Here is a 25,741-nt window from a genome sequence, read left to right as displayed (position 1 = left end):
GGTACGGCTGCCGGAGCGGCTGCCGGCGGTCCCGGACGAGCGGGGCAAGCCGGACAAGCCTGTTACGGAACCGTAGGCGCCGGGCCACGCGACTCCGCGTGGGGCCGCATTATTCTCAGTCTGTTGCACGCGTATGCGACGTGTGTCCCGGGGGAGGGCAGGGCGGGCATGGAGAAGCTCGGGGCGGGGGATCCGCAGCGCATCGGGGGTTACCGGCTGCTGGCGCGACTGGGCGCGGGCGGCATGGGGCACGTGTATCTGGCCCGGTCGGACCGGGGCCGGACCGTCGCCGTGAAACTGGTCCGCCAGGAGCTCGCCGAGCAGGAGGAGTTCCGGGCGCGGTTCCGGCAGGAGGTGCAGGCCGCGCGGCGGGTCGGCGGGTACTGGACCGCGCCCGTGCTGGACGCGGACACCGAGGCGCCGGTGCCGTGGGTGGCCACGGGGTACGTGGCCGGGCCGAGCCTGCAGCAGGTGGTCGGGCACGACCACGGGGCGCTGCCCGAGCGGTCGGTGCGGATCCTCGCGGCGGGGCTCGCGCACGCGCTGAAGGACATCCACGCGGCGGGCATCGTCCACCGGGACCTGAAGCCGTCGAACGTGCTCGTGACGATCGACGGGCCACGTGTCATCGACTTCGGGATCGCCCGGGCGCTGGAGACGACCTCGCTGGGCGGGGAGGGGCTGACCCGGACCGGGTCGCTGGTGGGTTCGCCGGGGTTCATGGCGCCCGAGCAGGTGCGGGGGGACCGGATCACGTCGGCCTGCGACGTCTTCTGCCTCGGGTCGGTGCTGGCGTACGCGGCGACCGGGTCGCTGCCGTTCGGGAGCGCCAACAGCGGGGTGCACGCGCTGATGTTCCGGATCGCTCAGGAGGAGCCGGATCTGACGGGGGTGCCGGAGGGGATCGGCGATCTGGTGCGGGACTGCCTGCGCAAGGATCCCGGGGCCCGGCCCTCGCTGGATGCCGTTCTGGAGCGGACGGGGGCGGAGGACACCGTGGCCGGGGGGCGGTCCCGGGATCCCTGGCTGCCGGGGGCGCTGGTCGCGCAACTCGGCCGACATGCGGTGCAGTTGCTGGAGGTCGAGGATCCGGAGGGGGACGGGTCTGCGTCGGCGGGGGCGGGTACGCCGGGGGGCACCGGGCCTGCGGATGGCCCCGGTGGGGCGGATTCGCCGCCGGCGGGCGCGGGTGGTGCCGGTGGGGCGGCTTCGGCGCCGGCGGGCGCCGTGGGTTCCGGCCCGGGCAGTGGTGACGGCGTCGTGTCGCCCGAGCACGCTGCCGTTGCCGATGACGGGAGTGCGCCGGGGGCGGTGGGACAGCCGGGGGGCGCGGGCGGGGTGAATCATCTGCCGACCGTCGTGGCGGGGCAGACTCCGCCGCCGGGGGCGCCGCCGACGGTACCGGGGTTCGGGGCCGCGCCGGGGGCGTACGGGTATCCGCAGCAGCATCCGCAGCCTCAGCCGTATGCGCACTCGGGCGGTGCCTACGGGTATCCCCAGCCGGGCGCCGGGGCGTGGGGCGGGGCCCCGCAGTCGTACACCCCCTATGGCGGCGGGCTCGGGTCCACGCCGCCGTACGGGCCGCCGCCCGCCGGTGGGGTGCGGGAGCCGGAGCGGCGCAGTGGCCGGTCGACCGCGCTGCTCGTCGTGATCGCGCTGGTGGTGGCGCTGGGCGCGGGCGGCTCGGTGTATGCGCTGATGAGGAACGGCGGCGGGGACGACGACAAGGGTGGCGGCCCCGTCAGCCCCGCGCCCACCGTCAGCACCTCGGGTACCTCGGGGGCGCCCAGCACGACCGGGCCGGAGCCGTCCGACTCCGCGTCCGCCTCCGCCTCCTCGGACGGGGCGGTTCCGGCCGCCTACCTGGGTACCTGGGAGACGACCATCGACAACGCCAACGGGACCAACACCCGCCAACTGACCATCCGGCAGGGGCGGGTGGGCGACAGCGTGCTGACGCTGGTCGCGGACGGGCCGACGGACGGCGGTGGCACCTACCACTGTGTCTTCGACGCCAAGCTCGCCCAACAGCCCAGCACGGACGGGCCGTTGGAGATCGGGCCGTCCACCGTCACCAGTGGCGAGCCCGCCTCGTCCTGCACTCCGGGCGAGGCCACCGAGGTCACCCTGCTGCCGGACGGCAGCCTGAGGCGGGCGAAGGCGGGCGGCGGGGAGAGCCTGACGTACACCAAGCAGTGACGCACACCGGGCAGTGAGGTTCGCGGACCCGTCACCGGGCTGCCTACCGCGGCTCCGGCGGCCGCTGCCGTGGCATGTTCGGCCGGGTCCCGTTCGCGGGCGGCAGCGGAAAGCGGCCCGCCGGTCCCGCGGCCTCCTGCCGGGGCACGTAGGCCACCGCCGACTGCATGCCCAGCGGCGCGGAACCGGTGCGGAACTCGACCATCCAGTCGGTCGTCTCCGTGCGCACCAGTTCCGTGACGTCCTCCGCGAAGCGCCGCAGCACCGCCAGGCACCGCTCGGCCGCCTCGCTCGCCGTGCCCTCCGCCGGGCCCAGCACCTCCCGGATGCTCTCGGAGGCCCAGTCGAACTGCAACGCCTGCAGCCGCCGCTGTACCGCCTGTGCGGTGGCCACGTCCCTTATCCAGCCCGACGTCACGCCGAAGAACCGGTCGATGCCGACGCAGGCGACGGCGAGCAGCAGCGCCAGGCAGCCCCAGGGCGCGACCCCGTGGGCCGCCCCGGCGAGGTCCAGCAGGGGGAGCGCCGCCCCGGCCACCGCGCCCGCCGCCGCGCCCGAGCGCAGGATCCGGGCGCCGCGCCGCTTCCACGTCCGGTCCCGCAGATACCAGGACGCCGTCTGCAGTGCCCCGCGCTCCACCCACCGGTACAGCTCGTCGAGCCGTTCGGCGGGCTCGCCCCAGTCCCCGAGCGGAAAGGCCCGCCCGGTCAGATCGCCCGGCCGCAGCCCGGCCGCACCCTCGCCCCGCCCGTCCTGAGGCGGACCCTCGGGCTGCATCTCCGGCTGACCCACCCGGCACTCCCTACTGATCCCAGCTGATCCCTGACGCACGACCGGTCACGCTGTGTGACAGCCCATGCCGATTCCATGCCGCTCACATGCCGATTCCATGCCGACGCGCGGCACCCTTCCTACCGCCCAATGGGTGGCGAAGAAGGACCTTTGCCGGCTTTTCCGCTCGGAAGAGGGCCTTGATCAGGTATAGGGCTGCCGCGCTTCTCACTCGAAAGAGTGGCGGGGCGACGCGCGCGTGGACCACGTAGGCTCGTGCTCAAGGAGAAGAACGCAGAGGAGCTGATCGTGATCCCCGGTGGTGGCCAGCCCAACATGCAGCAGTTGCTCCAGCAGGCCCAGAAGATGCAGCAGGACCTGCAGCGGGCGCAGGAGGAACTGGCGAACACGGAGGTCGACGGGCAGGCGGGCGGCGGGCTGGTGAGGGCCACGGTGACCGGCGCCGGCGAGCTGCGCGCGCTGAAGATCGACCCGAAGGCGGTCGACCCGGAGGACACCGAGACCCTCGCCGACCTGATCGTCGCGGCCGTGCACGCGGCGAACGAGAACGCGCAGACGCTGCAGCAGCAGAAGCTCGGCCCCCTGGCCCAGGGTCTCGGCGGCGGCACGGGCATCCCCGGTCTGCCGTTCTGAGGCCGGGCCAACTACGGTACGTACCGATAGGTCTTAAGGAAGGGCAGTCCGGTGTACGAAGGCGTGGTCCAGGACCTCATCGACGAGTTGGGGCGGCTGCCCGGCGTCGGTCCCAAGAGCGCGCAGCGGATCGCCTTCCACATCCTGCAGGCCGAGCCGACGGACGTGAAGCGGCTCGCGCAGGCGCTCCTGGAGGTCAAGGCGAAGGTCCGCTTCTGCGCGACCTGCGGCAACGTGGCGCAGGAGGAGCTGTGCAACATCTGCCGTGACCCGCGGCGGGATCCCTCCGTCATCTGTGTGGTGGAGGAACCGAAGGACGTCGTGGCCGTCGAGCGGACCAGGGAGTTCCGCGGCCGGTACCACGTCCTGGGCGGCGCCATCAGCCCGATCGAGGGTGTCGGTCCCGACGACCTGCGTATACGAGAACTTCTCGCGCGGTTGGCCGACGGTACGGTCATGGAGCTGATCCTTGCGACGGACCCCAATCTTGAGGGCGAGGCCACGGCCACCTATCTCGCCCGCATGATCAAACCCATGGGCCTGAAGGTCACCCGCCTGGCCAGCGGCCTCCCGGTGGGTGGCGACCTGGAATACGCGGACGAGGTCACCCTCGGCCGCGCCTTCGAGGGGAGACGACTCCTAGATGTCTGACGCCACACTGCACGCGACCGGTCGGAACCCGGACGACTTCGCGGTCCAGATCGCGGACCAGATCGAGAGCTTCCTGGTGGCCGTCACGGAGGTGGCGAGGGGCGACGAGCCCGGCTCGACCGTTCCCTTCCTCCTCCTGGAGGTCTCCCAGCTGCTGCTGGCCGGCGGACGCCTGGGCGCCCACGAGGACCTCGTCCCCGAGGAGCGCTACGAGCCCGACCTGGGCCCCGAGCCGGACGTGGACGGACTCCGCGAGAACCTGGCCCGCCTCCTGGAGCCGGTCGACGTCTACTCCGAGGTCTTCGACCCGTACGAGCCCCGCAAGGCCCCCGTGCCGGCCCGGATCTCCGACGACCTCGCCGACGTCATCACCGACCTCCGCCACGGCATGGCCCACTACCGCGCGGGCCGCACCACGGAGGCCCTGTGGTGGTGGCAGTTCTCCTACTTCTCCAACTGGGGCCCCACGGCCTCCGCCGTCCTGCGCGCCCTGCAGTCGGTCCTCATCCACGTCCGCCTCAACCAGCCCCTGGAGGAACTGGACGGCCTCGACACCGACCAGTCCGACATGGGCGACGAGACCCTGGAGTTCGAGGCGGGACGGGTCATGGCCCAGGAGATCGGCGGACCGCTGGGGATGCGGCAGGGGAAGTGACCGCGAGCGGCGCCTCCGCGTCGGCGTACGGCGGGGTGTGCGTCGGCCCGGCCGCCTCGCCTTGAGTCCGGCACCGCCTTCGCAGTCCTCACAGCCCTGAAAGCCCCCACAGCCCCTTCCCCATCGCCGTGCCGCCGCCCGTCAGAGCCAGGAGGAGGACCAGGTGGCGGGCCCGGTGCTCGGGGATGCGGGCGGCGACGGTGTGGCCGATCAGGGCGCCGAGTGTCATCGCCGCGACGACCACGGCGACTTGAGTGGCCGTCAGATGCGGTGTGCCGTTCGCGGCGATCGAGAAGGCGTTGACGGCGACGCCGTAGAACTGCGCGTTCGGCACGAACTCCCGTACCGTCCAGCCCGCGTTGAGGGCGTACAGGGACACCGGCGGGCCGCCCACGCCCGCCGCCGCGTTCATGAAGCCGCCGAGGGCGCCGGCCGTCACCGCTCCCCTGCCGCCCCGCAGGGCCGGCACCCGGGCGCCGCGCATCACCAGCAGGACGGCCGTCGTCACCAGGGCGCCCATCACCAACAGCAGGGCGGGACGGGGGAGTTGGCGGGTCGTCCAGGCGCCCGCCGGTACCGTGCAGGCCGCCGCCGCGCACAGCGGCACCATCGCCGCCGGACGGACGCGGCGCCAGCCGCCCGCGAGGCCCACGACACTGATCGCGCCGGCGGCACAGTTGGCGAGCACCACCCCGTCGGCGGGGCCGAGCAGCAGTACCAGCGCCGGTACGGCGACCAGGGCGAAGCCCATTCCGGTCAGCCACTGCACGCATCCGCCGACCAGGACGATGGCCGCGAGCAGCGCCTCCGTCATCTCGCCCCCCGTTGGTTGAAAGTTCATGTGGCAACCAGGTGCCACCAGTGTGACCCGGGGCACTTTCCCGCGTGGCCCGGCGGAGGCTGGGCAGGTGCCGGACGCGGGACGCACGATGTCTCACCATGCGGGAGCAGGGTGGTGGAATTCGGGCGCTCGTTAGACTGAGCCGACACAAACGAACCGAGCGAGGAGCGCACGTGGGCCTTGTCGTGCAGAAGTACGGAGGCTCCTCCGTAGCCGATGCCGAGGGCATCAAGCGCGTCGCCAAGCGGATCGTGGAAGCGAAGAAGAACGGCAACCAGGTTGTCGTCGTCGTTTCCGCGATGGGCGACACGACGGACGAGCTGATCGATCTCGCCGAGCAGGTTTCTCCGATGCCTGCCGGGCGTGAGTTCGACATGCTGCTGACCGCCGGAGAGCGGATCTCCATGGCCCTGCTGGCGATGGCGATCAAAAACCTGGGTCACGAGGCCCAGTCCTTCACCGGCAGCCAGGCAGGCGTCATCACCGACTCGGTCCACAACAAAGCCCGGATCATCGACGTCACGCCGGGCCGGATCCGGGATTCGCTGGACAAGGGCAACATCGCGATCGTCGCCGGGTTCCAGGGCGTCAGCGCCGACAAGAAGGACATCACCACGCTGGGCCGTGGCGGGTCCGACACCACGGCCGTGGCGCTCGCCGCCGCGCTCGACGCCGAGGTCTGCGAGATCTACACCGACGTCGACGGCGTGTTCACCGCCGACCCGCGTGTGGTGAAGAAGGCGAAGAAGATCGACTGGATCGCCTTCGAGGACATGCTGGAGCTCGCGGCCTCCGGCTCCAAGGTGCTGCTCCACCGCTGTGTGGAGTACGCCCGCCGCTACAACATCCCGATCCATGTCCGGTCCAGCTTCAGCGGGCTGCAGGGCACCTGGGTCAGCAGTGAGCCGATTGGGGACAAGAAGGTGGAGCAGGCCATCATCTCCGGTGTCGCGCACGACACCTCCGAGGCCAAGATCACGGTCGTCGGTGTGCCGGACAAGCCGGGTGAGGCGGCCGCGATCTTCCGGGCCATCGCCGATGCCGCGATCAACATCGACATGGTCGTGCAGAACGTGTCCGCCGCCTCCACGGGCCTGACGGACATCTCCTTCACGCTGCCGAAGACCGAGGGCCGCAAGGCCATCGACGCGCTGGAGAGGAGCCGGTCGGGCATCGGCTTCGACTCGCTGCGCTACGACGACCAGATCGGCAAGATCTCGCTGGTCGGCGCGGGCATGAAGACCAACCCGGGCGTCACCGCCTCCTTCTTCGAGGCGCTGAGCGACGCGGGGGTGAACATCGAGCTGATCTCGACCTCCGAGATCCGTATCTCGGTCGTCACCCGCAAGGACGACGTGCCGGAGGCCGTGCGCGCCGTGCACACCGCCTTCGGGCTCGACTCCGACACCGACGAGGCCGTCGTCTACGGCGGCACCGGCCGATGACCGTCTCCACGACGTACGGAGGCGTACGACGATGACCGGCAAGCCGACGCTCGCGGTCGTGGGAGCGACCGGAGCCGTCGGCGCGGTCATGCTCCAGATCCTGTCCCAGCGCGCGGACGTCTGGGGCGAGATCCGCCTGATCGCCTCCCCGCGCTCGGCCGGCCGCAAGCTGGCCGTGCGCGGCGAGGAGGTCGAGGTGGTGGCCCTGAGCGAGGAGGCCTTCGACGGCGTCGACATCGCCATGTTCGACGTCCCCGACGAGGTCGCCGCGCAGTGGGCGCCGATCGCCGCCGCGCGCGGCGCGGTGGTCGTCGACAACTCCGCCGCCTTCCGGCTGGACCCCGAGGTGCCGCTCGTGGTGCCCGAGGTCAACCCGCACGCCGTACGGGTGCGCCCGCGCGGGATCGTCGCCAACCCCAACTGCACGACTCTGACGATGATCGTCGCCCTGGGCGCGCTGCACGCCGAGTTCGGCCTGCGCGAGCTGGTGGTGTCGTCGTACCAGGCGGTGAGCGGGGCCGGGCGGGCCGGTGTGGACACCCTGCGGGCCCAGCTGTCCCTGGTGGCCGGCACCGAGCTGGGCACCAAGCCCGGCGACGTACGGCGGGCCGTCGGGGAGGACACCGGGCCGTTCCCGGAGCCGGTCGCGCTGAACGTCGTGCCGTGGGCCGGGTCGCTGAGGGAGGACGGCTGGTCCTCGGAGGAGATGAAGGTCCGCGACGAGTCCCGCAAGATCCTCGGGCTGCCGCGGCTGCCGGTCGCCGTCACCTGTGTGCGCGTCCCGGTGATCACCACCCACTCCCTGACCGTGCACGCCCGCTTCCAGGGCGAGGTCACGGTCGACCGCGCCCGGGAGATCCTCGCGACCGCGCCCGGCGTGGTGCTGTGCGACGATCCGGCCGCCGGCGAGTACCCCACACCCGCGGACGTCGTGGGCACCGACCCGACCTGGGTGGGCCGGCTGCGGCGGGCCCTGGACGACCCGACCGCGCTCGAGCTTTTCGTGTGCGGCGACAACCTCCGCAAGGGGGCCGCGCTGAACACCGCCCAGATCGCGGAGCTGGTCGCGGCGGAGTGGGCCGACCGCTGATCCCGGTCTTACAAGAACTTTGTAGGATCTGTGTAAGAAGTGTGGCCCGGGACATGGTCCAAACCACTTGAACCATTGCTCAAGGCAACAGAGGATTTCCCTCCCCGTCCCCGCAACCGTGCGGAGGGCGGGGAGCGTCTTTGCCGTCACTCTTCGGGCGTGGGGACGCCGTGATCGGGCCGGGTGTGGGGACACCCTCCCATATCGGATATAGGGGAAGAGCGGGACGCATGACGTCACTTGAGGCTCGGCCGGTTGTCGCACATGTGACGCCCGGCACGTACAACCCTGGCGGGGGGAGACGTGTCCAACTGGCGTGGCAGAGGTACTCGAACTCAGCGCGGCCCGCGGCGCGGCGGCCCTCCGGCCGCCCCGTGCGGCGGTCCGGCCCCGCACGCCCGGCGGCATGCCGGTGATCGCGCCCATGCCCGCAGCGCGGCCCGCCCGCATACCCAGTCAGCGTGACGGTGCCGAGGACGCCGCGACCACCGCGGCGACCGAGGTCGCCGGCACGACCGTCGACCACCTCACCGAGACCTACCGGGCGCACTACCGCTCGCTGCTCGGCCTCGCCGCGCTGCTCCTGGACGACACCGCCTCCTGCGAGGACGTGGTCCAGGAGGCCTTCATCCGTGTGCACTCGGCCCGCAAGCGCGTCCGCGACCCAGAGAAGACCCTCGCCTACCTCAGGCAGACCGTCGTCAACCTCTCCCGCTCGACCCTGCGCCGCCGCATACTCGGCCTGAAGCTGCTCTCCAAGCCGATGCCGGACATGGCGAGCGCGGAGGAGGGCGCCTACGACCAGCTGGAGCGCCGCGACCTCATCAAGGCGATGAAGGGCCTGCAGCGCCGCCAGCGCGAGGTCCTGGTCCTGCGCTACTTCGCGGACATGACCGAGGCGCAGGTCGCCGAGAGCCTCGGGATCTCCCTGGGCTCGGTGAAGGCGTACGGCTCGCGGGGCATCGCCGCGCTGCGGGTGGCCATGGAGGCACCGGCATGAGCGAGCGCGCCGAAGGGGGCGATTCCGATGAACGCCATTCCCACGAACGTCACGAGCCCTTCGCCTGGCACGAGCCGACGAGGCGGGATGAGCAAGAACACACGCAATCGCACGCTGGGAACGGAACTGTGAACCACGGCCCCGACGAGAAGGGCCCGGAGGGCCTCGACCAGGGCCCGGACGGACGCGGCAGGCGTCAGGGCGGTCCCGGCGCCGATGCGGACGGCTTCGAGCCCGACGGCCTCGGCAAGGATCTCGACGGTCTCGGGAAGGATCTCGACGGCCTCGGTGGCGACGAGTCGGCCCTGCGCCGGATGCTGCACTCCGCCGTCGACGACATCGAGCCGCGCACCGGCACGCTGGAGCATCTGCGCCGGGCCGTGCCCGCGCGGCGGGCCCGCAAGCGGCAGGCCGCCGTCGGCATGGCCGCCGCGGCCCTGTTCATCGGCACCGCGATCCCCGCCCTCGTGCACGTCTCCGAGTCCGGCGGCACCGACCCCAACACCGCCATGGCCGGCCAGTCCTCCCAGGCCCAGGGCGGCACCGGGCAGGGCAAGGACAAGGGCGGCGCCACGGGCGGCACGAAGGACGACGGCGGTACGACCGCCAAGCCCGGCAAGGAGCCCGGCAGGTCCGGGACGAAGGGCAAGGGCGGCGGCAGCGGCACCGCCGGCTCCACCGGCGGCGCCAACCCGTCCTCCACCCTCGCCTCGAGCGGCGTCCCGCTGTGCACGACGGCCCAGCTGGGCTCGGCCACCGGCACCGCCGTCGCCCCCGACACCGCGGGCGTGGTCTACGGCACCTTCCGCGTCGTCAACGTCTCCTCCACCGCCTGCACCGTCGCCGGCGCGGGCACCATCACCCCAACCGCGACGGGCGCGGCCGACCCGGCCAAGATCGGCACCGCCCGGCATGTGGCCGGGGACGCGGCGACCGGACTGCCCGACCCCTCCCTGGAGGTCACCGGACTGGTCCTGCAGCCGAGCGCGGCGTACGAGGAGAAGTTCGCCTTCGTACCCTCCGAGACCTGTCCCACCACCGGCGGCGGCACCAGCACCACCGGCGGCTCGCAGACCGGTGGTCCCACACCGGATCCGTCGCCGAGCCAGGACGCGAGTGCCACCGGCGGTTCGGCCGACGGCGGGAGCTCGGCGGGGACCACCACCCAGCTGATGACCGAGGACGGCACGGCCGACGGCAGCGTGCAGATCACCCACACCGCGCAGGGGGGGTCCCCCGCGGCCACGGCGACGGTGACGGGGGAGTGTGCGGGGACGGTCATCTACACCGGGGTGCTGGCGGGGGCGTAGCCCTTCGGGCCGCTCGTGCTCAGCCGCCGGCCACCGGCTCCCGGTCCGGCTCCTGCGGCACCAGGCCCAGCGCGGCGTCCCGCGCGGCCTCGGCCTCTCGTCGTACCAGGCGGAACCACATGAACACCACGAACCCGGCGAAGACGAACCACTCCCCGGTGTAGCCGAGGTTCTGGAAGGCCTTCAGGTCCAGCCCGGTGCCGTCCGGTGCCGTCGCGGGCACGGCCTTCATCCCGGCGTCGGCCTTGTCCAGGGTCACCCAGGCGTCGTACAGCTTGTCCGGCACCAGGTTCACCAGCGAGGCCGTGCTGATCGCCGCCGTCTGCCCGGCCGGCAGCCCGCCGGCCGCGCTGACCCCGTTGTCCCCCGGCGTCTCGGAGGCCTGCAGCGCGCCGGTGACGGTGACCTCACCGCTCGGCGCAGCGGGCGCCTTCGCCGCCTCCGCCCTGCCCGGCAGCCAGCCCCGCACCACCGGCAGCGCCTTGCCGGAGCCGGTGCGCAGCAGGGTGAGGACGTAGAAGCCGTTCCTGCCGTCGAGCTGCCGGCCGGGCACCAGCAGCTGCGCGCCGTAGTGCCCGCTCGCGGTGACCCGGCGGCCCGAGGTGGCCTTGTCGACGGGCAGCATCGACTCCAGCGGGCGCGCGGCCTCGTGCCGGTCGGACGCGGCCTGCTCGGTCGCGCTGCGGTGCTCCTGCACCCGGCCCTCGAACCGGCTCAGCTGCCAGGACCCCATGAAGACGCAGAACGGGATGGCGAGCAGCACGAAGACGTTGATGCCCCACCAGCGGGGTGTCAGCAGAAACCGGTACACGCCTCCCACGGTACGGCGCCGCCGCCGGGCGCCCGCCCGCGGGTCAGCCCTTGCTCGCCTTGAGGGAGTAGATCAGCGGGATGCGCGGGTGGTCCGCCGGGAAGCGGTGGTAGCCGTCGCGGACCTCGAAGTTCTGGAAGCGCGGGAACAGCGACACGTCGTGCTCGTGCAGGAACTCGATGCGCAGCCCGGCCGCGGCGAGCGCGGAGACCACGTCGCCGAGGGTGTGCTGCCACTCCACGCTGCGGTTGTGGACGGTGACGGCGTCCGGGTCGGCGTAGGTGCCGGGTTCGTCCCACACCTGGGCGCCGCGGCGGAAGTAGTCGCGCACGATCAGCGAGCCGGTCGCGTCGTCCAGGGCCTCGGTGATCGGGTGGAACTCGGCGAGGTAGAGGAAGCCGCCGGGGGCGACGAGGGAGGCGGCCGTCCGCGCCCAGCGGCGGATGTCGGGCAGCCAGCACAGCGCGCCCAGGCCGGTGTAGACGATGTCGTACGAGGACTCGGGCACGGCGTCGGCCGCGTCGTACACGTCGCTGGTGACGAAGGCGGCGCGCTCGGGACCGTGGCCGAGGCCGGCGGCGAGGGAGCGGGCGGCCTCCACGGCCGGGGCGGAGAAGTCCAGGCCGACGACGCGGGCGGCGCCCCGGTGGACCCAGGACAGGGTGTCGGTCCCGATGTGGCACTGGAGATGGAGGAGTGTCCTGCCGGTGACGTCGCCGACCTCGGCGGTCTCGAAGTCGCGCAGGACGTCCGGGTGGGCCCGGAAGCCGTCGAGATCGTAGTACTCACCGGCCACATGCACCGGCACACGCTCGTCCCACATGGCCCGGTTGTCCTCGCGCCAGCCGTCGGGGGCGGAGTGGTGGTCGACCTGGGTGCTCATGGTCGGGAAGTTATCCACAGGCTGCGCACACCCGCCACCCAATTGTCGGCGCGGCCAGGCAGTATGGGCGCATGATTGGGGCGATGAGTGAGAGCAACGGGCCGGGCGTGCGGGACACGGCCGGCATGCCGGACTGGGAGAAGCGCTTCCGGGCGCCGCGGGTGTCGCTGCCCGACTGGGCGGAGGACGCACCGGACCGCTCCCTGTTCGTGTCGAACGCGACGGGCACGTACGAGCTGTACGCATGGGACCGCGCGACGGGCGGGCAGCGGCAGGCGACGCACCGGCCGACCGGCACGACGGACGGCGAGCTCTCTCCGGACGGCGCCTGGATCTGGTGGTTCGACGACAAGGACGGCGACGAGTTCGGCATCTGGCGCCGCCAGCCCTTCGAGGGAGGGCCGGACGAGCCGGCCGTCCCGGGCCTCGGCCCGTCCTACCCGGCGGGGCTCGCCCTGTCCCGGGACGGGCGCACGGCGGTCGTCGGCCGCTCCACGGACGAGGACGGTACGACGATCCACCTGGCCCGCGAGGGCGAGGACCCGGTCGAGATCTACCGGCACCGCGAGTCGGCGGGCGTCGGCGACCTCTCGCACGACGGCTCCCTGATCGCCGTCGAGCACACCGAGCACGGCGACGCCATGCACGCGGCGCTGCGCGTGCTCCGCCCGGACGGCACGCCGGTCGCCGAGCTGGACGACACCAAGGGCGGCACCGAGGAACTGGGCCTGGAGGTGCTGGGCTTCGCGCCGGTCGACGGCGACACCCGGCTGCTCATCGGCCATCAGCGCCGGGGCCGCTGGGAGCCGCTGGTGTGGGACGTGGCGACGGGCGAGGAGACCGACCTCGCCCTGGACCTGCCGGGCGACGTCAGCGCCGAGTGGTACCCGGACGGCTCGGGCCTCCTCGTCGCCCACGGCTTCGAGGCCCGCAGCGAGCTCTTCCGCTACGACCTGGCGAGCCGAGACCTGGCCCGCATCCCCACCCCGCCCGGCACGGTCTCCGGCGCCACCGCCCGCCCCGACGGCAGCGTGGAGTACCTGTGGTCCTCGGCCGCCGAACCGCCCGCGGTCCGCTCGACGTCCGGCGGCATCGTCCTGGACCCGCCCGGCATGGCCTGCCCGCCGTCGGTGGCCGTGGAGGACGCGTGGGTGGAGGGCCCCGGCGGCCGCGTCCACGCCCTGATCCAGAAGCCGGCGGGCGCGAGCGGCCCGCTGCCCACGGTCTTCGATCTGCACGGCGGCCCGACCTGGCACGACAGCGACTCCTTCGCCGCCGGCCCGGCCGCCTGGGTCGACCAGGGGTATGCGGTGATCCGTATCAACTACCGCGGCTCCACCGGCTACGGCCGCGCCTGGACCGACGCCCTGAAGCACCGGGTCGGCCTGATCGAGCTGGAGGACGTGGCCGCGGTCCGCGACTGGGCGGTCTCCTCCGGTCTCGCCGACCCCGCCCGGCTGGTCCTCACCGGCGCCTCCTGGGGCGGCTACCTCACCCTGCTCGGCCTCGGCACCCAGCCCGACGCGTGGACGGTGGGCATCGCGGTCGTGCCCGTCGCGGACTACGTCACCGCGTACCACGACGAGATGGAGGCCCTGAAGGCCATGGACCGCACCCTGCTGGGCGGCACCCCCGAGGAGGTCCCCGAGCGCTTCGAGGCCTCGTCCCCGCTCACGTACGTCGACGCGGTCAAGGCCCCGGTCTACATCTCGGCGGGCGTCAACGACCCCCGCTGCCCGATCCGGCAGATCGACAACTACGTCAAGCGCCTGGAGACGAGAGGCGCGATCCACGAGGTGTACCGCTACGACGCCGGGCACGGCTCCCTGGTGGTGGACGAGCGGATCAAGCAGGTCAGACTGGAGATGGACTTCGCGGCCCGGCACCTGGGCGCTTCCTGAGCGCCGCCACCCGGGGGGCTGCTGGAGCGAGCGTCAGCGGAGCTCCGCCAGTCCCCTGCGGGTGGCGGCGACGACGACCCGGTCCCCCTTCTCCAGCACATGGTCCGGTGCCGTGTCGGTGCGCCCCTCCAGTGCCAGCACCCGCCAGGACCCGGCCCGGAAGGCGTCCCGTACCGTCCGTCCCTCCAGCTGGGGGTGCCCGGCGACATCGACCGCGGCGAACAGCAGCACCCGCCGCTCCACCGCGATGGCGCCCAGCACCTGCCGTCCCAGCATCGCCCCGGCGAACGCGGGCGCGGCAAGATGGGTGACGCTCCGGCTCCGGGTGAGGGCGTGCGGGTAGGCGGCTCGCAGGGTGCGGTACACCGCGGTGGCGAAGTCGTCGTCGTACAGCCGCAGCACCACCCGCAGATCGGGCCGTACGCTCCGCGCGTACAGCACGGCCTCCAGGTTGGTGGTGTCCGCGCTGGTCACCGCGAGCAGCGCGTACGCCCGGTGGATCTTCGCGGACTCCAGCACCCCTTCCTGGGTGACGTCCCCGAGCACCACCGGCACCCGCAGCCGTCGCGCGGTCGCAAGGCCTCGCGCGTCCGGGTCGGACTCGACGCACACGACCGGGATGTTGAGCTCACGCAGCCGGGTCAGCACCCGGGTGCCGATCTTCCCGAGTCCGAGCAGCACCACATGACCGCCGAGACCGCGCGGCGGTTTGCGCAGGGCGGAGGCGGTGCGGAAGGTGCCCAGCGCCTCCAGCACGGCCGCCAGCAGCACCGGGAGCAGCAGCAACCCGACCAGTCCGGAGAGGAGCTGGAGGATCTGCCGGCCGAGCGGCGCCCCGAGGGCGGGGTCGTCGATCGCGAACATGTCCAGCAGCGTCAGATAGAAGGCCCGCAGCGGATGGATCCCGGTGACCACCCACAGCGCGACGGCGAGCGCGAGCACGCACGCCACCATGCCCGCCAGCGACCACCGCAGCCGCCGGGAGAACAGCGAGGCGAACGGCGGCACCCCGCCACGGCCGGGCGCGGCCGACTCGCCGCCGCCCGCCGAGGACACCTGCTCCAGCACCACGGCCGGCCGGCCGGCGGCCTGCCGTACCTCGTCGTCGTCCGGCAGCAGCCGGGGGTCCTGGTCCCCGCCGGCCTCGGGATCCGCGCCCGGCGGGGAGAGCAGGGCGAGGGTGCACAGTCCGGTGCCGGCCGTCGGCCGTTCGACGGCCCGCAGCAGCAGCCCCTCGGTCTGGACGACCTTGCTGGTGCCGGCGACGGCGGTGGCGGCCAGTGCGGGCGCGGCGGTGTCGGCGTCGGACAGCACGGTGGTGGACGCGTCGGTGCCGCCCTCGCCGTTGCCCGTGGCCAACGCGGCGGCCTGGTCGAGGAGTTCCTCGATGTGCTGGCCCAACCGCCGGTTGTAGAGCCTCAGGACGAGCCGCAGCCGCGGGTTGAGCCGGCGGGCGGTCAGCGCGGCGCGGATGTTGGTCTCGTCGTCGTCGAAGACGAGGGCGAGCGCGGCGGCCCGTTCCACTCCGGCCCGGGCGAGCACGGACTCGGTGATCTCGGCGGCCTCCAGCACCCCGTGGGCCTCACCGCCGTTGCCACCACCGGCGGCGCCGCCCGAACCGCCGGTGCTCGGGTCCGTCGCTGCCGATCCGGAGCCGGAGCCGGACCCCGAGCTGGAGCCGGGCCCCGACCCGGATCCGGTGCCGCCGCGGCCGACCGCGGCGTTGACCATACGGTCGAACAGCGCGGCCGAAGCGGACCGGGCCCGTCCGACCACCGGAGGTCTGGCGGTGCGCTCGTTCGGCGGTACCACGAGGGTGACCTGCTCGCCGTAGACTCCGCGCAGCTCGGCGGCCAGCCGGTGCGCGAGCCCGTCGTCACCGCACACCACCATGTGCGGGGCCCTGGGCCCACCTTGATACGGAACGCTCCCCACGAGGGAAAAGACTGCCCCAAGGAGAGGAGTGGTTCCAGCAACGGTGTGAACACCCGGGGGACGACTCGCGTACCGAAGGGGAGGGAGCGAACGAGGACAGCCAGCCGGAGGTAACCGCACGTGGCCATCACGGAAGACGCCCCGCCCGGCGCGGAGGCAGGTCCCGCCGGCGAGCCGGGCGGCCCAGGCAGCCGCAGGCTCAGCTCCCCGCTCGTGCTGACGCTGATCCTGCTCCTCGCGGTGCTCGCCCAGTCCCCGATCCGCGGGCTCCTCGGCACCCCGCTGATGCAGAGCTGGATGACGGTGTTCGTCGCGGTGACGGTCCAGGCGCTGCCCTTCCTCGTCCTCGGCGTGCTGCTGTCGGCGGCGATCGCGGTGTTCGTACCGCCGGCCTTCTTCGCGCGCGCCCTCCCGCGCCGCCCCGCCCTGGCCGTCCCCGTCGCCGGGATCGCGGGCGCGGTGCTGCCCGGCTGCGAATGCGCCTCGGTCCCGGTGGCGGGCGCCCTGGTGCGCAGAGGGGTCACCCCGGCCGCCGCCCTCGCCTTCCTCCTCTCCGCCCCCGCGATCAACCCGATCGTGCTGACCGCCACCGCCGTCGCCTTCCCGGGCCGGCCCGAGATGGTCCTGGCCCGCTTCCTGGCGAGCCTGCTGGTGGCGTGCGCGATGGGCTGGCTGTGGCAGCGGCTGGGCCGCACCGACTGGCTGCGCCCGCCGGCCCACGGCGCGCACGAGGGCGCGACGAAGGGGGAGGCGTTCTGGAACTCGGTACGGCACGACACCGTGCACGCGGGCGGCTTCCTGGTGCTCGGGGCGATGGCCGCGGCCACGCTGAAGGCGGCGACCCCCGCGGACTGGCTGCGCACGGCGGCAGGAAACCCCGTCTTCTCTGTGCTGGCCCTGGCCGTCCTCGCCGTCCTGCTGTCCATCTGCTCGGAGGCCGACGCGTTCGTCGCGGCCTCCCTCACCCAGTTCTCCCTGACGGCCAAGCTGGTGTTCCTGGTGGTGGGCCCCATGATCGACCTCAAGCTGTTCGCGATGCAGGCCGGCACCTTCGGCCGTACCTTCGCCCTCCGCTTCGCCCCCGCCACCTTCGCGCTGGCGATCACGGGGGCTGTCGTCACCGGGACGGTCCTGCTGTGAACCGCCAGTCCCAGTCCGCCGTCATGTTCCTGCTCGGCGCCGCCCTGCTCCACGCGGGCAGCACCGACCTCTATCTCCGCTACGTCAAGGAGGGCCTGCGCCCGCTGCTGCTCGCCTCGGGAGTGGTCCTGATCGCGGCGGCGCTGGCGACGGTCTGGTACGAGCGCCGGCGCGCCAGGGCCGCCGCCACCGAGGCGCACGCACACCCCGAACCCCGCATCTCCTGGCTCCTGTTGCTCCCCCTCCTCGCCCTCATCCTCGTCGCTCCTCCCGCCCTCGGCTCCTACAGCGCCCTGCGCTCCGGTACGGCCCTGCAGAAGCCGTACGTCTACGGCGCACTGCCCGCCGCCGACCCGGCCCCCCTCTCCGTGATCGACTACGCCTCCCGCGCGGCCTACGGCCACGGCCGCTCCCTGCACGGCCGCACCGTCCGCGTCACCGGCTTCCTCGCCCTGGACCACTCGGGCGCGCCGTACCTGGTCCGGATGGCCCTCAACTGCTGTGCCGCGGACGCCCAGCCGGTCAAGATCGCCCTTACCGGCGAACTCCCCCCGGTCCTGCGCCCGGACGCCTGGCTGGAGGTGACCGGCACCTACACCCCCCGCATGACCCACGACCCGGTCAACAACGGCCCCATCCCCTATCTGAAGGTCACCGCGGCGAGACCGGTACCGGTGCCGCACGACCCGTACGACGAGAGCTGGAACAACTGACGTCCGATCACGGCAGTGCCGGTCGCCCCTTCGTTGCCGGAGCCGGTACAAGAGCGGCCTGCCCGGCGCTGCGACAATCCCGGGCATGAGGAGCAGGGTTGGTCAACTGGCGGTCTGCGCGCTGCTGCTGGTGTGCGCGGGGGCGGCCGCCTGGTTCGTGCCGGCGGTCACCGCGGAGGAGCGGGCCTGGCACGCGGCCCGGCCCTGCGCCTCCGGTGCGCGCGGGAACGACTGTCTGCGCACCCTCCCGGCCGTGATCGAGCGCACCGATCCGCGCTCGCCCAAGCAGGGCGGCCGCCTGTACTTCGCCGGGGGCCGCCCGACGCCCCGGATGTGGGTGTCGTACGACGCCGCCGAGGCCTTCGAGGCCGGTGACCGGGTCCGGCTGACCGTGTGGCGGGGCCAGGTGATGAAGGTCGCCGGGGCGCGGTACGTCTGGCACGAGCATGTGGCCACCGGCGGCAGCCAGGCGGTGGTCGCGGCCCTGTGTGCGCTGGCCGCGGGCTGGCCGGGAGCCCGGCTGCTGCTGCGGGCGCGCGGGCGCCGGCTGCCCGAGGGCGAGGCCCCGCCGTCCGCGCTGCCGTTCCTCGTCCCGCTCCTCGGCACGGCGGTGTGGCTCTTGCCGCTGTGCTACCGGCACCCCGTGTCCCTGTTCGGCTCGACGGCCACGCTCGCCTGGTGGGCGGTGGGCGCGCTGGTCAGCGTGGCGCTGTCCGGCTGGGCGTGGCGGGCGACGCGGATCCGCACGCCCGGCCGGTCCACGGCGCCCGAACTCCCCGCGGACGGCGAGGTGTTCCTGTCGGCGCGTTTTCTGGAGCACACCGACTACAACCCGCACGGCTTCGGTACCCACATCGTGCTCGGCGCCGGCGAGCCCGCGGTGACGCCCCACGCGGGGCCGGGGAGGTTCGCTGCGAAGCGGATCCCGGTGGGACGGCTCACCGTTCGGGCCGTGCGGCGGCCGCGGGGGGAGGAGGGTGACCTCGTTCCGCGCAGCTGGCACATCGCCGAACTCGACGACGCGGGTACGCCCGTACGGCTCGCTGCCGCACCGGACGACCTCGCACGCATCCTTCGTGCGCTTTCAGCGGTGCGGGCCTGAGCCCCCCGCGCCCCTTTCGGGGCGGCTACGCCTCCGTCTCCGCCGAGTTGAAGCGTTCCAGATCCCGCAACCACGCCTGCGCCGTCCCGTCCGACGGAGCCCGCCAGTCGCCGCGCGGTGAGAGGGAGCCGCCCGCCGAGACCTTCGGGCCGTTCGGCATGGCCGAGCGTTTGAACTGGGAGAAGGCGAAGAAGCGGCGGATGAAGACCTCCAGCCAGTGCCGGATCTGCGCCAGGTCGTAGGTGCCGCGCTCGGCCTCCGGGAAGCCGGGGGGCCAGGCGCCGTTCTCCCGGTCGTGCCAGGCGTGCCAGGCGAGGAAGGCGATCTTCGAGGGGCGGAAGCCGTAGCGCAGCACGTGGAAGAGGGTGAAGTCGTGCAGCGCGTACGGGCCGATCTTCGACTCGGTGGACTGCATCTCCTCGCCGGGCACCAGCTCGGGGCTGATCTCGGTGTCGAGGATCGCGGTGAGGATCTTGCCGGTCTCCTCGTCGAACTGCTCGCTGCCGACGACCCAGCGGATGAGGTGCTGGATCAGCGTCTTCGGCACGCCGGAGTTGACGTTGTAGTGGCTCATCTGGTCGCCGACGCCGTACGTCGACCAGCCGAGCGCCAGCTCGGAGAGGTCGCCGGTGCCGAGCACGATGCCGCCGCGCTGGTTGGCGAGGCGGAACAGGTAGTCGGTGCGCAGGCCCGCCTGGACGTTCTCGAAGGTGACGTCGTACACCGGCTCGCCGGAGGCGAAGGGGTGGCCGATCTCCTTCAGCATCAGCCGTGCGGTCGGCGTGATGTCCAGCTCGGCCGCGGTGACGCCGAGGGCCCGCATCAGCCGGTGGGCGTTGTCCTTGGTGTGGTCGCTGGTGGCGAAGCCGGGCAGGGTGAAGGCCAGGATGTCGCTGCGCGGGCGCCCGGCGCGGTCCATCGCCCGGGCGGCGACGATCAGCGCGTGCGTGGAGTCCAGGCCGCCGGAGACGCCGATGACGACCTTGGGGCCGCCGATCGACGCGAGCCGCTGCTGCAACCCCGCGACCTGGATGTTGTACGCCTCGTAGCAGTCCAGGGCGAGCCGTTCGGCGTCGGCCGGGACGAAGGGGAAGCGCTCCACGCGGCGGCGCAGGCCCAGGTCGGCGGTGGTGGGCGGGGCGAGTTCGAAGGAGACGGTCCGGAAGTCGCCGGTGCGCGCGGCATGGGTGCGGCGGTTCTCGCCGAACGTGCCCGTCCGCTGCCGCTCCTGCCGCAGCAGGTCGAGGTCCACGTCGGCCATCGCGTACTGCTCGCCCAGCGGGAAGCGTTCGGTCTCGGCCAGCAGCACCCCGTTCTCGTAGATCAGGGTCTGGCCGTCCCAGGACAGGTCGGTGGTCGACTCGCCGAGGCCGGCCGCCGCGTAGACGTACGCGGCGAGGCAGCGGGAGGACGCCGAGCGGCACAGCAGCTTGCGGTCCTCGGCCCGGCCGACCGTGATCGGGCTGCCCGAGAGGTTGACCAGGACGGTCGCCCCGGCCAGCGCCGCCTCCGCGCTCGGCGGCACCGGCACCCACATGTCCTCGCAGATCTCCGCGTGCAGCACGAGCCCGGGCACGTCCGCCGCCGCGAAGAGCAGGTCCACGCCGAACGGCACGTGCGCACCGCCCAGCCGGATCGTTCCGCCGCGCTCGCCGTCGCCCGCGGCGATCTGCCGGCGCTCGTAGAACTCCCGGTAGTTCGGCGGGTACGACTTCGGTACGACGCCGAGGATCCGGCCGCGGTGCACGATCACCGCGCAGTTGTAGATCACATCGCGGTGGCGCAGCGGGGCGCCGACGACCAGCACCGGCAGCAGGTCCGCCGACTCGGCGACGATCGTGGCGAGCGCCGTCTCGACGTCGTCGAGCATGGCGTCCTGCAGCAGCAGGTCGTCGATCGCGTACCCGGACAGGCACAGCTCGGGGAACACGGCGACGGCGACGCCCTCCTCGGCGCACCGGCGGGCGTGGCGCAGGACCGCCTCGGCGTTGGCGGGCGGGTCGGCGATGACGGTGTGGCCCGTGCACGCGGCGACGCGGGCGAAGCCATGCTGATAGATCGACCAGAAGTTCAACGCGGCGTCCCTCACAGCCGAAGCGAATCTCGTACAGAAGGAAGCCTAGATCCCCGCCGTGCGCGGGCCCCGGTCAGTCCGGGGCAGCCACGGCAGCCGGCTGAAACCGCGGCCAGGAGTCAGGAGAGGCCCGAGGCCCTGAGCACCGCCTGCACCGTCTCGTCGTCGATGCGGTGACCCAGGCGGTGAAGGACTTCCGCACCGCGGCGCAGGGTTCCGCGTTCCAGGGAGCGGCGGACGCCGGTGTCGAGTTCGTGCCAGAGCAGGGGGTTGGCCGCGAGGATGCGGGTGTCGAGTTCCAGGCGGTGGCCGTGGACGTCCCGCAGGACCAGGTGGGAGGAGACGCCGTCGTACTGCCGTACGGAGACCAGGGCGTCCGTACGGACCACGTGCCGGCGCCAGGGCGTGCGGACCGCGAGCCAGCCGGGGCCCGCGGTGACCCGCTGGGGGATCAGGACTGCGCACACCGCGGCCGACAGGGTGATCCAGAGCAGGGCGCGCAGGGGGGTCAGGCTGCCCGCGTCCCAGTCGACCAGGAAGCACAGGGCGCAGAAGGTCAGGGCGCAGGTGAGCGCCAGCCGGGCGCTGCCGCGCCAGTGGCGGTCGCCGGCCGAGCCTGGCGGTCCGCTCCGTCGCATGGGGCCGACGCTAGGCGGCTGTGCGGGGTGCGGCGCCGCTGCATACGGCGTCCTAGCGCCGTACGGGTGCATCTTGACGGAATCCTGACGCGGACGCCCCGGTCCCCGGCGGCTTCAGCCGGTGTGCACGCGGGGGCGCAGGGGCCGGTTCGGTTCGGCCTCGCGCAGGACCTCGCGGGTGACCGGGGCGACCTCGCCCTGGCCGAAGAGGAAGAAGCGCAGGAAGTTGGCGAAGGGGTTGCCCTCGGTCCACTCGAAGTAGATGTGCGGAGTGCAGCCGGTGGCGTCGCGGGCGTGCAGGAGGAGCGCGGCCAGGGCGTTGGGGATGGAGGAGGAATCCAGGGTCAGCACGCGGTAGCGGCCGTGCAGGACCTCGCCGCGCACGGCCAGGCCGGCCTCGAACTCGGAGGGGTCGGTGACCGTGACCTCGACGAAGACGAAGTCCTCCGAGGACGGGATGTCGTTGTCGGCCCTGATCTGCTCGACCTTGTCGCGGTACTCGGCCTTGTCGCGCCGGCCGGGCTTGTTGGCGATGAAACGGATGCGGCGGTGCGACATGTCCCGGATGAACCGTTCCGCCATGTCGTCGAGCTCGATGTGCGTGACGCGCAGCTCGAAGGCGCGGGCCAGCCGGGAGAGGAAGGAGACGAGCATGATGCCGACGATGAAGCAGGCGCCGATCTTCACGCCGTCCGGGCGTTCGACGACGTTCGCCACGGTCACGTAGAGCAGGACCGCAAAGACGGCGCCGAAGCCGGCGGTCCAGCCGCGTTGGCCGGCCCGGTGGGAGGCGATGGTCACGGCGATCGCCGCGGAGGACATCAGGACCAGCACGCCGGTGGCGTAGGCGCCGCCCTGCTTGTCGACGTTGGCGTCGAAGAGCCAGGTGACCAGGAAGGCGACCAGGGTGAAGACGATGACCATCGGGCGCACGGCACGGGCCCACTGCGGGGCCATGCCGTAGCGGGGCAGATAGCGCGGCATCAGGTTCAGCAGACCGGCCATGGCCGAGGCGCCGGCGAACCACAGGATCGCGATGGTCGAGACGTCGTAGACCGTGCCGAAGGCGCCGCCGAGGTACTCGTGCGCGAGGTAGGCGAGCGCGCGGCCGTTGGCCTGGCCGCCGGGCTTGAACTCGTTCTCCGGGATGAGCACCGTGGTGATGAAACTGGTCGTGATCAGGAAGACGCTCATGATCAGCGCGGCCGTGGTGAGCAGCTTCTTCGTGTCCCGGATCCGGCCCTTCGGCTTCTCCTCGGTGTCGTCCGGGTCGCCCTGGACGTGGGGCATGACGGCGACGCCGGTCTCGAAGCCGGACAGGCCGAGCGCGAGCTTGGGGAAGACCAGCAGGGACACCCCGATCATGGCCAGGGCGTTGCCGTGCTCGGCGGTCAGGGCGCTGGTCCAGTCGGTGACCAGGTGCCCGGCGGTGAGCACGTGCCACAGGCCGACCACCACGACCACCGCGTTCAGGGCGAGATAGACCACCACCAGGGCGAACGCGACGCCGATCGCCTCCAGGAAGCCCTTGAGGAACACCGCGCCCAGCAGGGCCACGAGCAACAGCGTGATCAGCATCTGCAGGCCGTGCAGGGTGCTCGTCAGGTGCGGGTTCTCGATCAGGTGGGTGGAGGCGTCGGCGGCCGACAGGGTGATGGTGATCAGGAAGTCGGTGGCGGCGAAGCCCAGCAGTGTCAGGACGAACAGCTTGCCCTTCCAGAAGGACAGCAGCCGCTCCAGCATGGCGATGGACCCCTCGCCGTGCGGGCTCTCCTCGGCCACCCTGCGGTAGACGGGGAGGGCGCCGGCGAGGGTGACGGCGACGAGGACCAGGGTGGCGACCGGGGAGAGCAGACCGGCCGCCAGGGCCGCGATGCCGGGCTGGTAGCCGAGGGTCGAGAAGTAGTCGACACCCGTCAGGCACATCACCCGGTACCAGCGCTGGCCCTTGTGCGGGGGCTCGGGCTCGGCGTGCGGGCCGGTGTGGCCCCCGGCCTTGCCCATGTCGGACAGGCCCTCCAGCATCCAGGCGCGCAGCCGGCCGGTGTGCGGAGCGTGTTCGGACGTGGCCATCGGCGTGCTCCCGACGTGCGGCTCAGCGTGAGGTTCCGGCCATCACGCGACGGCGCCACCAGCGTAAGCAGACCGCGCCGCACGGGCCCATGGGTCATGCCGTCGGCCTGTCGGGCCTGTGCGAGGACCGGCGCGGCGAGCGCTGGCCGGACACCGGGGTCGAGGCGTCCCCCTGCGCGGCGGGCGATTACGCCGTACGGGGGAGCCGAGGCCCGGGCCTGCGCCCGAGGCCGGCGGAGTTCGACCGAGCAACGGAGCCGGGAGCGCTCACGCATCGGTCAGCCGGGCCTCCTCGAGGTCCAAGGCCCGCTGCAGCCGCCGCCGCGTCGTGTCGCTGATCGCATGCGCGTCGTACAGCCGCTGCAGTTCGCCGGTCTCCACGGCGATCAGGTCGCGCCGCAGCTGGCGGTAGACCCGGTCGGCGGACTCGGTGGCCACGCCCTCGGTGCCGTTGCTCCGGGCGAGGCGGTCGCGGGCGTCGTCGAGGCGGGCGTTCAGGCCGCGGCGCAGCCGGTCCAGGACGACGTCCGGTACGACCTCCAGCTCGGCGAGCTCCTCCAGGCGGGCGAGGCCGGCGTGGGCGAGCCGGGAGCGGGCCTCGGCCTCCTCGCGCGCGGTGTGGGCGGGCTCCAGGGCGATGCCGGAGGCGCGGACGACCGGGGCGAGGGTGAAGCCCTGGACGACCAGGGTGACCACCACGACCGAGGTGGTCAGGACCAGGACCAGCGGCCGGTCGGCGAGCGGGCCGCCGTCCTTCATGACCTCGGGTATGGACAGCGCGGCGGCCAGCGGCATCACCCCGCGGGTGCCCGCCCAGGTCAGCACCACCGGCACCCGCCAGTTCAGGCGGCCGGCCCCGCCCTTGCGCTGCACCACCGCCGACAGGGGCGCCAGCCACAGCAGACGTACGGCGACGAGGGTGGCGGCGACGGCGAGGGCGTACAGCGGCCAGGCACGGTCGCCGTCCGCCAGGGCCCGTACCTGGGAGGGCAGGGCCAGCCCTATCAGGCTGAAGACGACGCTCTCCAGGAGGAACACCACCGTGCCGTACACCGCGTGCAGCTGGAGCCGTATGCGGGCGTTGGTCAGCCGGTCGCCCCGGCCGCCCAGCACCACCCCGGCCACCACGCAGGACGTCACCCCGGAGGTGTGCGCGACCTCGGCCAGCAGATAGGCGGCGTACGGGGTGACCAGGGCGATCACCGTCTCCAGCACCGGGTCCTCGGTGCGGCGCCGGATCAGGGCGACCACACCGGCCACGGCCGCCCCGATCACCGTGCCGCCGCCCGCGAGCAGGAAGAACTCGCCGCTCGCCGAGCCCCAGTCGGCGGCGGCCGCGGCGACGGCGATGCCCGCCGCCACCCGGACGAGCACCAGGGAGGTCGCGTCGTTGAACAGGCTCTCCGCCTGGACGAGCACCTGGACCCGGGGCGGCAGGGCGAGCCGGCGGCCGAGCGCGGTCACCGCCACCGGGTCGGTGCTGGCCAGCACCGCGCCCAGCACGAACGCCATCTGCCAGGACAGGGGAGTGACCAGCACCGCCACGGCGGCGACGGCCGCCGCGGAGGCCAGCACCAGGCCGATGGCGAGGATCCCGACCGGCTTCCACACCGCCCGCAACTCCCGCCAGGGCATGTCCTCGGCGCTCGCGTACAGCAGGGGCGGGAGGACGACGAGGCCGATGATCTGGGGGCTGATCTGGATCTGCGGGGTGCCCGGCAGCAGCGCCACCGCGAGACCGGCGACCACGAGCAGGGAGGGGGCGGGGATGCGCCAGCGGCGCGCGAAGGTGGCGACCACCGTGGCGAGGACCACGAGGGCGAGAACCGTACCGACGCTGCGCATGCCGTCCCC

General features: G+C 72.9%; 21 protein-coding genes. 12 read left to right on the top strand and 9 right to left on the bottom strand.

Going from position 1 to position 25,741, the window contains the following annotated elements:
* The first annotated feature begins 168 nt into the window (after nt 1-168).
* Nucleotides 169-2,199: a serine/threonine-protein kinase gene (locus LMU33_RS17715; protein WP_228621353.1), complete on the top strand. Its 2,031-nt coding sequence runs from the start codon at nt 169-171 to the stop codon at nt 2,197-2,199.
* A gap of 43 nt (nt 2,200-2,242) precedes the next feature.
* On the opposite strand, the gene LMU33_RS17710 is transcribed toward LMU33_RS17715, so the two are convergent.
* Entirely contained in the window at nt 2,243-2,992 is a 750-nt protein-coding gene (locus LMU33_RS17710) for an SLATT domain-containing protein (RefSeq protein WP_228621352.1), read from the bottom strand.
* Between the two features lie 288 nt (nt 2,993-3,280).
* On the opposite strand from LMU33_RS17710, the gene LMU33_RS17705 reads away from it, so the two are divergent.
* Genes LMU33_RS17705 through LMU33_RS17695 form a run of 3 tightly spaced genes read left to right on the top strand, consistent with a single transcriptional unit; the run spans nt 3,281 to nt 4,931 of the window.
* Nucleotides 3,281-3,625, top strand: coding sequence for a YbaB/EbfC family nucleoid-associated protein (locus LMU33_RS17705; RefSeq protein ID WP_228621694.1), 345 nt, complete (start codon nt 3,281-3,283; stop codon nt 3,623-3,625).
* Between the two features lie 51 nt (nt 3,626-3,676).
* Complete coding sequence (gene recR / locus LMU33_RS17700) at nt 3,677-4,276, top strand: recombination mediator RecR (RefSeq protein ID WP_228621351.1); 600 nt, start codon at nt 3,677-3,679, stop codon at nt 4,274-4,276.
* On the top strand, nt 4,269-4,931 hold the full coding sequence (locus tag LMU33_RS17695; RefSeq protein WP_228621350.1) for a DUF5063 domain-containing protein: 663 nt from the start codon (nt 4,269-4,271) through the stop codon (nt 4,929-4,931). Before recR ends, LMU33_RS17695 begins: the two co-directional genes overlap by 8 nt.
* An 88-nt stretch (nt 4,932-5,019) precedes the next feature.
* Here the strand turns inward: LMU33_RS17695 and LMU33_RS17690 are convergent, their stop codons facing one another.
* Complete coding sequence (locus LMU33_RS17690; RefSeq protein ID WP_228621349.1) at nt 5,020-5,772, bottom strand: sulfite exporter TauE/SafE family protein; 753 nt, start codon at nt 5,770-5,772, stop codon at nt 5,020-5,022.
* A gap of 173 nt (nt 5,773-5,945) precedes the next feature.
* Here LMU33_RS17690 and LMU33_RS17685 point away from each other — a divergent pair, with 173 nt between their 5' ends.
* From LMU33_RS17685 to LMU33_RS17670, 4 genes are all read left to right on the top strand, one after another.
* Nucleotides 5,946-7,217 carry an aspartate kinase gene (locus LMU33_RS17685; RefSeq protein WP_228621348.1) on the top strand — a complete coding sequence of 424 codons (1,272 nt, stop codon included), beginning with the start codon at nt 5,946-5,948 and terminating at the stop codon, nt 7,215-7,217.
* Nucleotides 7,218-7,248: 31 nt separating this feature from the next.
* The gene (locus tag LMU33_RS17680) at nt 7,249-8,307 is read left to right on the top strand and encodes an aspartate-semialdehyde dehydrogenase (protein WP_228621347.1); all 1,059 of its coding nucleotides are present in this window, start codon (nt 7,249-7,251) and stop codon (nt 8,305-8,307) included.
* A gap of 316 nt (nt 8,308-8,623) precedes the next feature.
* The gene (locus tag LMU33_RS17675) at nt 8,624-9,307 is read left to right on the top strand and encodes a SigE family RNA polymerase sigma factor (protein ID WP_228621346.1); all 684 of its coding nucleotides are present in this window, start codon (nt 8,624-8,626) and stop codon (nt 9,305-9,307) included.
* Nucleotides 9,308-9,435: 128 nt separating this feature from the next.
* Nucleotides 9,436-10,617, top strand: coding sequence for a hypothetical protein (locus LMU33_RS17670; protein ID WP_228621345.1), 1,182 nt, complete (start codon nt 9,436-9,438; stop codon nt 10,615-10,617).
* Between the two features lie 19 nt (nt 10,618-10,636).
* Here the strand turns inward: LMU33_RS17670 and LMU33_RS17665 are convergent, their stop codons facing one another.
* Nucleotides 10,637-11,428 (bottom strand): SURF1 family protein, encoded by a 792-nt coding sequence (locus LMU33_RS17665; protein WP_228621344.1) that lies wholly within the window; start codon nt 11,426-11,428, stop codon nt 10,637-10,639.
* A 43-nt stretch (nt 11,429-11,471) separates the two neighbouring features.
* Nucleotides 11,472-12,311 carry a class I SAM-dependent methyltransferase gene (locus LMU33_RS17660; RefSeq protein WP_228621343.1) on the bottom strand — a complete coding sequence of 280 codons (840 nt, stop codon included), beginning with the start codon at nt 12,309-12,311 and terminating at the stop codon, nt 11,472-11,474.
* Between the two features lie 83 nt (nt 12,312-12,394).
* Here LMU33_RS17660 and LMU33_RS17655 point away from each other — a divergent pair, with 83 nt between their 5' ends.
* On the top strand, nt 12,395-14,212 hold the full coding sequence (locus LMU33_RS17655; RefSeq protein WP_228621342.1) for a S9 family peptidase: 1,818 nt from the start codon (nt 12,395-12,397) through the stop codon (nt 14,210-14,212).
* 33 nt (nt 14,213-14,245) lie between these two features.
* Here LMU33_RS17655 and LMU33_RS17650 read toward each other — a convergent pair whose 3' ends face one another.
* Nucleotides 14,246-16,105 carry an NAD-binding protein gene (locus LMU33_RS17650; protein WP_228621341.1) on the bottom strand — a complete coding sequence of 620 codons (1,860 nt, stop codon included), beginning with the start codon at nt 16,103-16,105 and terminating at the stop codon, nt 14,246-14,248.
* A gap of 162 nt (nt 16,106-16,267) precedes the next feature.
* Between LMU33_RS17650 and LMU33_RS17645 the strand changes: the two genes are divergently transcribed.
* From LMU33_RS17645 to LMU33_RS17635, 3 genes are all read left to right on the top strand, one after another.
* Nucleotides 16,268-17,287: a permease gene (locus LMU33_RS17645; RefSeq protein WP_228621340.1), complete on the top strand. Its 1,020-nt coding sequence runs from the start codon at nt 16,268-16,270 to the stop codon at nt 17,285-17,287.
* Nucleotides 17,284-18,000, top strand: a complete 717-nt coding sequence (locus LMU33_RS17640) for a TIGR03943 family putative permease subunit (protein ID WP_228621339.1) — start codon at nt 17,284-17,286, stop codon at nt 17,998-18,000. Before LMU33_RS17645 ends, LMU33_RS17640 begins: the two co-directional genes overlap by 4 nt.
* An 85-nt stretch (nt 18,001-18,085) precedes the next feature.
* Complete coding sequence (locus LMU33_RS17635) at nt 18,086-19,102, top strand: hypothetical protein (protein WP_308280791.1); 1,017 nt, start codon at nt 18,086-18,088, stop codon at nt 19,100-19,102.
* A 25-nt stretch (nt 19,103-19,127) separates the two neighbouring features.
* Here the strand turns inward: LMU33_RS17635 and LMU33_RS17630 are convergent, their stop codons facing one another.
* The 4 genes from LMU33_RS17630 to LMU33_RS17615 form a co-directional block, all read right to left on the bottom strand.
* Nucleotides 19,128-21,176 carry an NAD(+) synthase gene (locus LMU33_RS17630; RefSeq protein WP_228621693.1) on the bottom strand — a complete coding sequence of 683 codons (2,049 nt, stop codon included), beginning with the start codon at nt 21,174-21,176 and terminating at the stop codon, nt 19,128-19,130.
* 119 nt (nt 21,177-21,295) lie between these two features.
* Nucleotides 21,296-21,814, bottom strand: coding sequence for a hypothetical protein (locus LMU33_RS17625; RefSeq protein ID WP_228621338.1), 519 nt, complete (start codon nt 21,812-21,814; stop codon nt 21,296-21,298).
* A 114-nt stretch (nt 21,815-21,928) separates the two neighbouring features.
* Entirely contained in the window at nt 21,929-23,887 is a 1,959-nt protein-coding gene (locus LMU33_RS17620) for an APC family permease (protein ID WP_228621337.1), read from the bottom strand.
* A 267-nt stretch (nt 23,888-24,154) separates the two neighbouring features.
* Nucleotides 24,155-25,732 carry a Na+/H+ antiporter gene (locus tag LMU33_RS17615; protein WP_228621336.1) on the bottom strand — a complete coding sequence of 526 codons (1,578 nt, stop codon included), beginning with the start codon at nt 25,730-25,732 and terminating at the stop codon, nt 24,155-24,157.
* Nucleotides 25,733-25,741 lie beyond the last annotated feature (9 nt).

Origin of the sequence: Streptomyces barringtoniae (genome assembly GCF_020819595.1) — a bacterium.
In the GTDB taxonomy this organism is placed as follows: domain Bacteria; phylum Actinomycetota; class Actinomycetes; order Streptomycetales; family Streptomycetaceae; genus Streptomyces; species Streptomyces barringtoniae.
This window is presented reverse-complemented; position numbering and strand designations above follow the sequence as displayed.